At 59.9% G+C, this 7,447-nt stretch carries 5 protein-coding genes and 1 pseudogene; 5 read left to right on the top strand and 1 reads right to left on the bottom strand.

Going from position 1 to position 7,447, the window contains the following annotated elements; translation table 11 throughout:
- Positions 1-1,057: pseudogene (gene xseA, locus ACOZK9_RS01295) on the bottom strand (exodeoxyribonuclease VII large subunit); the annotation flags it as partial.
- Between the two features lie 127 nt (positions 1,058-1,184).
- On the opposite strand from xseA, the gene ACOZK9_RS01290 reads away from it, so the two are divergent.
- From ACOZK9_RS01290 to ACOZK9_RS01270, 5 genes are all read left to right on the top strand, one after another.
- Positions 1,185-1,952, top strand: coding sequence for a sulfite exporter TauE/SafE family protein (locus ACOZK9_RS01290; protein WP_152748775.1), 768 nt, complete (start codon positions 1,185-1,187; stop codon positions 1,950-1,952).
- Positions 1,953-2,058: 106 nt separating this feature from the next.
- Complete coding sequence (locus tag ACOZK9_RS01285; protein ID WP_058414843.1) at positions 2,059-2,607, top strand: hypothetical protein; 549 nt, start codon at positions 2,059-2,061, stop codon at positions 2,605-2,607.
- 105 nt (positions 2,608-2,712) lie between these two features.
- A complete protein-coding gene (guaB, locus tag ACOZK9_RS01280) occupies positions 2,713-4,182 on the top strand; it encodes an IMP dehydrogenase (protein WP_058414842.1) in 1,470 nt (489 codons plus the stop codon).
- A gap of 126 nt (positions 4,183-4,308) precedes the next feature.
- Positions 4,309-5,886 carry a glutamine-hydrolyzing GMP synthase gene (guaA, locus tag ACOZK9_RS01275; RefSeq protein WP_058414841.1) on the top strand — a complete coding sequence of 526 codons (1,578 nt, stop codon included), beginning with the start codon at positions 4,309-4,311 and terminating at the stop codon, positions 5,884-5,886.
- 307 nt (positions 5,887-6,193) lie between these two features.
- Complete coding sequence (locus ACOZK9_RS01270) at positions 6,194-7,402, top strand: tyrosine-type recombinase/integrase (RefSeq protein ID WP_421555317.1); 1,209 nt, start codon at positions 6,194-6,196, stop codon at positions 7,400-7,402.
- The last annotated feature ends 45 nt before the right edge of the window (positions 7,403-7,447 follow it).

The following is a 7,447-nucleotide window of genomic DNA, read 5'->3' as shown; positions in this document are numbered from 1 at the left end:
GGGGGGGGGGGGTCCCCCGGCCACCCCCGCCGGCGGGCGGGTTTGCGGGGCGCGGCGCCCGGGGGGGGGCCCGGCCCTCCCCCCCCCCCCCCGGGGGGGGGGGGGGGGGCCCCCCCCCCTCGCCGGGGTGGCGCAAGCGACGGGCCATGCCCTCAAGGCGCAGGCGGTCATGGGTTAGCCGATTGCGCATCAGCATCAGCAGCCGGCGGTGCAGGCTTTCAACCTGGCGCACCAGGTGACTCGCGTCCGGCGCGAGTAACTCAGCGGCGGCAGACGGCGTAGGCGCGCGCACGTCGGCCACAAAGTCGGTGATCGACACATCGGTTTCATGGCCCACGGCGCTGACGATCGGCGTGACGCAGGCATCCACTGCGCGCGCCACGGCTTCTTCGTTGAAGCACCACAAGTCTTCCAGCGAGCCGCCGCCACGCGCCAGGATCAACGCGTCGAAGCCGCGCGCGTCGGCCAGTTTCAGCGCGCGCACAATCTGCGCAATCGCTTCGCGGCCTTGCACGGCAGTCGGTATCAACGTCAGTTGCACCTGCGGCGCACGGCGGCGGAACACGCTGATGATGTCGCGAATCACCGCGCCAGTGGGCGAGCTGATAATGCCGATGCGCTGCGGGTGGGCCGGTAGCGGCACCTTGCGCTCGGCACTGAACAGGCCTTCGGCGCTGAGCTTTTCCTTTAACGCATCAAACGCCAGGCGCAGCGCGCCATCGCCGGCGGGCTCTACCGTGTCGAGGATCAATTGATAGTCGCCACGGCCTTCGAACAGCGAGACCTTGCCGCGTACCTTGACCGCCAGGCCATCCTTTAAGGCCTGGCGCACCCGCGCGGCATTATTGCGGAACAGCGCGCAACGCACTTGGGCGCCGCTGTCCTTCAAGGTGAAATACACATGGCCGGAGGCGGGGCGGGCGAGGTTGGAAATTTCGCCTTCCACCCAGATATTGGTGAACACGTCTTCCAGCAACACCCGCGCGCGGCCGTTGAGCTGGCTGACAGTCAGGACTTCGCGGTCCAGGCCCAAGCGGGCAAAGGGATCTTTAATCATGAGCGGCAGTTTATAGGCATTCGCGCAGGGTTTGGCAGAATTGCGCTACCCGCGCGCAGTGCTACGCTGCCTGGCCGCTGCTCTCAAGGGCGACTAAAGTGTTGCCATCTCTTTCAAGGACGTGACGATGAGTGCGGTTGAGCTGATGAGCCAGTGGTCGTTTGGCGGTGTTGATTGGCTGGTGATCGGCCTGTGTGTGGTGCTGGCTTATATCGTGTTTGGCATCGCAGGCTTCGGTACGGCGCTGGTCGCCGGGCCGATCCTGATCATGTTTATGCCGCTGTCGAAAATCATCCCGCTGCTGGTGCTGCTGGATTTTGTCGCGGCGTTTGGCAACCTGCTGCAATCGCGCCGCGAGGTCAACAAGCCGGAGCTGCTGCGATTGCTGCCGTGCATGGCAATCGGTTGCACGTTCGGCGTGATTTTTTTGCTCAACCTGCATTCGGATCTGTTGCTGCTGTTGATGGGGTTGTTCATCAGCGCCTATGCGATTTACAACCTGGCAGTAAAAGCCCGACCCACTCAACTGGCGGCGGGTTGGTCGATTCCCATGGGCACTGTCGGCGGTCTGTTTGGCGCGTTGTTTGGCAGCGGCGGCTTTTTATACGCGCTCTATTTGAACAGCCGTTTGCCCAAGGACGCGGCGCGCGCCACCCAAAGTGCATTGATCAGTTGCAGCACGGTGGTGCGCCTCGGTTTGTTCCTGGCCGCCGGGGTGTATGCCGATTGGCCGCTGTTGTTATTGGCGGTGTGTCTGTTGCCGGCGATGGCTGTGGGGCTGTGGTGTGGGCGCAGGCTGACGATGCGCATGTCCCGCGAGGCCTTTGTAAGGTGCGTGACGTGGCTGGTGTTGGCCAGTGGCCTTGCATTGATCGGGCGTTACTTGAGCACTTGACCGGATTTATTCAGGGCTTAAGCTGCCAGCCTTCAAGGCCTCATCGCGAGCAAGCCCGTTCCCACAGGTGACGCGCAGTTAAATGTAGCCACACCGCAGGACTCCAATGAACTCCCAAAGCATCCTTGTCCCGAAAATCTCCACCTTGCCCGTCCACGAACCCCGCGCCCGGGCAATCGTGCGCTGGCTGGTGCGCAAGAACATCATCAAGGAAGAACTGACCACCTGCGGGCGCACCGGCAACCGCATGGCCTATGCGCTGGCCGACGGTGCCCGCGCGGTGGTGCTGCACCCGGCCGCGCTGCCGTTCAACGAGCCGATCAATGGCCTCGAAATCATCTACAAGCGCTGCATTTACACGCCAGCCAAGGGCTTTCTGGAAGAAGCCGGCTGCCCGGAATGCCTCAAGGAAGTCGGCGAAGCCCTCTTTGAAAGCCTCGAAGACTGGATGCCCGGCCACACCGACAACTTCACCTGCCCGCTGTGTGGGCATGAAGATGACATCAACGGGTTTTTATTCCTGCAAGAGTGCGGGTTTTCCAACCTGGGCTTCATCTTCAATAATTGGGCGGAAGCGGGGTTCAAGCAGAGCTTCATCGACGAATTCGCCGATTGGCTGGACCAGAAGATGAGCTGGGTCAAAGTCGAGCTTTAATCAGCCTCACCTGTAATCCCAAATATGTCAGAGTTTTACATTGAGCCCGAGGGGGTGTCTGAGTATAATGACGCGCTTCCATTTTCCCGCTCGGGAGCCCCCGCGATGCTGCGTATCAGCCAAGAAGCTCTGACATTCGACGACATTCTCTTAGTGCCCGGTTATTCCGAGGTGCTTCCTAACGAAGTCAGTCTCAAGACCCGCCTAACCCGTGGCATCGAGCTGAATATTCCCCTGGTTTCTGCTGCCATGGACACCGTCACCGAAGCCCGTTTGGCAATCGCCATGGCTCAGGAAGGCGGCATTGGCATCATCCACAAGAACATGACCATCGAGCAGCAAGCTGCCGAAGTGCGCAAGGTCAAGCGTTACGAGGCCGGTGTGGTCAAAGACCCGATCACCATCGAGGCTGACGCCACCGTGCGTGACCTGTTCGACCTGACCCGCCTGCACAACATCTCCGGTGTTCCGGTGCTGCATGATGGCGACCTGGTCGGCATCGTCACGTCGCGTGATGTGCGCTTTGAAAACCGCCTTGAAGTTACCGTCCGTGAAGTGATGACGCCCAAAGAGCGTCTGGTCACTGTGCGTGAAGGTGTCGACAAGGACGAGGCTCGCGAGCTGCTGCACAAGCACCGCATCGAGCGCGTATTGATTGTCGACGACAAATTCGCCCTTAAAGGCATGATGACCGTCAACGACATCGAAAAAGCCAAGGCTTACCCGCTGGCCAGCAAAGATGACCAAGGTCGTCTGCGCGTCGGCGCTGCGGTCGGCACCGGTAAAGACACTGGCGACCGCGTTGCAGCTTTGGTGGCAGCCGGCGTTGACGTGGTGGTGGTCGACACTGCCCACGGCCACTCCAAAGGCGTGATCGACCGCGTTCGCTGGGTTAAACAGAATTTCCCTGACGTACAGGTTATCGGCGGCAACATCGCCACCGGCGCAGCCGCCAAGGCGTTGGCCGAAGCCGGCGCCGACGCCGTCAAGGTCGGTATCGGCCCAGGCTCGATCTGCACCACGCGCATCGTCGCCGGTGTGGGCGTGCCGCAAATCAGCGCCATCGCCAACGTCGCCGCAGCCCTTGAAGGCACCGGCGTACCGTTGATCGCCGACGGCGGCATCCGTTTCTCCGGTGACCTGTCCAAGGCCATCGTTGCCGGTGCTTCCTGCGTGATGATGGGCTCGATGTTTGCCGGTACTGAAGAAGCGCCGGGCGAGATCGAACTGTTCCAGGGCCGTTCGTACAAGGCTTACCGTGGCATGGGTTCGCTGGGCGCCATGTCCCAGGCGCAAGGCTCCTCCGACCGTTACTTCCAGGACTCTTCGGCAGGCGCCGAAAAGCTCGTACCGGAAGGCATCGAAGGCCGTGTGCCGTACAAAGGCACGCTCAGCGCGATCATCCATCAACTGATGGGCGGCCTGCGTTCCTCGATGGGCTACACCGGCAGCGCCAACATCGAAGAAATGCGCACCAAGCCCGAGTTCGTGCGGATCACCGGCGCCGGCATGGCTGAATCGCATGTCCACGACGTTCAGATCACCAAGGAAGCGCCAAACTACCGCGTCGGCTAAAGCCTCCAGCTAGAAGCCACAAGTTATAAGCTGCAAGCGGGGCTGCGTTGATGCAGCTTCCGCGCAGCCCCCGATTACTTGCAGCTTGCAGCTTGAAGCGTGCAACTGCTTTTAGAGTTTTCTCCCATGGCCCTCGACATTCACGCCCACCGCATCCTGATCCTCGACTTCGGTTCCCAGTACACCCAACTGATCGCCCGCCGCGTGCGTGAAATCGGCGTGTACTGCGAACTGCACCCGTTCGACATGGATGACGAAGCGATCCGCGCATTTGCACCTAAAGGCGTCATCCTCGCCGGTGGCCCCGAGTCCGTGCACGAAGCCAACAGCCCGCGCTGCCCGCAAGCGGTGTTTGACCTGGGCGTGCCGGTGTTCGGTATCTGCTACGGCATGCAGACCATGGCCGAGCAACTGGGCGGCAAGGTTGAAGGTTCCGAGCTGCGTGAATTCGGTTATGCGCGTGTCGACGTGGTCGGCAAAAGCCGCCTGCTGGACGGCATCGAAGACCACGTCGACACCGACGGCCTGTTCGGCCTCGACGTATGGATGAGCCACGGTGACAAGGTCACCAAGCTGCCGCAAGACTTCCACATCCTGGCCAGCACCCCGAGCTGCCCGATCGCCGGCATGTTCAACGACGAGCGCGGCTACTACGGCGTGCAGTTCCACCCGGAAGTCACCCACACCAAGCAAGGCGGGCGCATCCTGTCGCGCTTCATCCTCGACATCTGCCAGTGCGAAGCGCTATGGACCCCGTCGAAAATCGCTGAAGACGCCATCGCCAACGTGCGCGCCCAAGTCGGCACCGACAACGTGCTGCTCGGCCTGTCCGGCGGCGTTGACTCCTCGGTAGTTGCCGCGCTGCTGCACAAAGCCATCGGCGACCAACTGACCTGCGTATTCGTCGACAACGGCCTGCTGCGCCTGCACGAGGGCGAGCAAGTAATGGCCATGTTCGCCGAGAACATGGGCGTCAAAGTGATCCGCGCCAACGCCGAGGAACAGTTCCTCAACAACCTGGCCGGCGAGTCTGACCCAGAGAAGAAGCGCAAAATCATCGGCCGCACCTTCATCGACGTCTTCGATGCCCAAGCCACCAGCCTCGACAACATCAAGTACCTCGCCCAAGGCACCATCTACCCTGACGTGATCGAGTCGGCCGGCGCCAAAAGCGGCAAGGCCCACGTGATCAAGTCCCACCACAACGTCGGTGGCCTGCCAGAGGAAATGAACCTCAAACTGGTAGAACCGCTGCGCGAACTGTTCAAAGACGAAGTGCGCCGCCTCGGCCTGGAACTCGGCCTGCCGTACGACATGGTTTACCGCCACCCATTCCCGGGTCCAGGCCTGGGCGTGCGCATTCTTGGTGAAGTGAAAAAGGAATACGCCGACCTGCTGCGTCGCGCCGACCACATCTTCATCGAAGAACTGCGCAAAGCCGACTGGTACCACAAAGTCAGCCAGGCTTTCGTGGTGTTCCAGCCGGTGAAATCGGTAGGCGTGGTCGGCGATGGCCGTCGTTACGCCTGGGTCGTGGCGCTGCGTGCGGTGGAAACCATCGACTTCATGACCGCGCGCTGGGCACACCTGCCGTACGAACTGCTGGAGACGGTCAGCGGGCGTATCATCAATGAGATCGAAGGTATTTCGCGCGTTACTTATGATGTGTCGAGCAAGCCGCCTGCGACGATTGAGTGGGAATGATGGGGCGTCCGGCATTGTCCGGTACCCACTAGCAAGAGATGCCCTGGAGCCCGCGTAATTGCGGGCTTTTGGCTTTTTGGGTCTGGCAAGTTCTGGCAGTTTTGTGCATCGCCAAGCAGCTTGTTTATGTGGCATGGTACGGGGCATTGACTGAGCCGAATACCATGCTTAGTGCTCGATACCATGTCGCCTTAGTAGGGAAGGGCATGGTATCAAATCTCATCATTACCCGGTTTCATTGGCTTTTAACGTGGTGCATGAGCGCGTTTCTGAGCATGGTATTTTTCCCATGGAATCCGTAACTGCCATGCTGACCGATACCAAGCTGCGTAACCTCAAATCGAAAGAAAAACTCTACAAGGTGAACGACCGCGACGGGCTGTACGTGGCCGTCACTGCTGCCGGTTCCATCTCATTTCGTTACAACTACTCAATCAATGGCCGTCAGGAGACCATCACGTTCGGTCGTTATGGCGTGGGTGGCATCACACTTGCGGAAGCCAGAGAGCGCCTGGGCGAGGCTAAAAAGATGGTTTCGGCGGGTAAGTCACCTGCCAAAGAGAAAGCCCGTGCCAAGGCACGCACCAAAGGGGCAGAGACGTTTGATGCGTGGGCTGAGAAATGGCTGCGTGGGTATCAGATGGCTGACTCAACCCGGGACATGCGCCGATCGGTTTACGAGCGCGAGCTAAAGCCGCACTTCGGTAATCAGAAACTGGTGGAAATCAATCATGGGGATCTGCGAGCGCTGACAGATGCAATTGTGGAGCGTGGAGCTCCAGCCACGGCCGTGCACTCCCGCGAGATTGTGATGCAGGTATTCCGATGGGCGATAGAGCGTGGCCAGAAGGTTGAGAATCCGGCTGATCTGGTGCGTCCTGCAAGCATCGCTAAATTCGAGCCACGTGATCGCGCTCTAGGGCCTGACGAAATCGCGTTGATGTATCAGTACCTGGACCGCATCGGCACCGCTTCCTCCGTTAGGGTGGCCGCTAAGCTGTTGTTGCTGACCATGGTCCGCAAAAGTGAGTTGACCAACGCTACTTGGAGCGAGATCAATTTCAGCGATGCCTTGTGGACCATTCCGAAAGAGCGAATGAAGCGCCGTAACCCACATTTGGTGTTCTTATCTCAGCAGGCTTTGGATTTCTTCATTGCGTTGAAGACGTTTGCTGGTGGTTCAGATTACGTCTTTCCCTCCCGGTACGATTCTGATTTGCCAATGAGCACCGCGACGATCAATCAGGTGCTGACGCTGGCCTATCGGCTTGCGCAGAAAGAAGGGCAGCCGCTAAGCAAGTTCGGCCCGCACGATTTGAGGCGCACAGCGAGCACGCTGCTGCATGAGGCGGGTTACAACTCAGACTGGATTGAGAAGTGCCTTGCGCATGAGCAGAAGGGGGTACGGGCCGTTTACAACAAGGCTGAATACCGCGATCAGCGTCGAGCGATGTTGCAGGATTGGGCGGATATGATTGACGAATGGACGCTAAAAAAAACACGTGCGAAGGTTTGATTTAAGAGTCCCGTTCGGCCGCGTGAACCGCTATTGATTGTGTAT

Source organism: Pseudomonas kitaguniensis (assembly GCF_049199985.1).
In the GTDB taxonomy this organism is placed as follows: domain Bacteria; phylum Pseudomonadota; class Gammaproteobacteria; order Pseudomonadales; family Pseudomonadaceae; genus Aquipseudomonas; species Aquipseudomonas kitaguniensis.
Note: the sequence above shows the minus strand (reverse complement) of the source record. Positions and strands in the feature narration are given on the sequence as shown.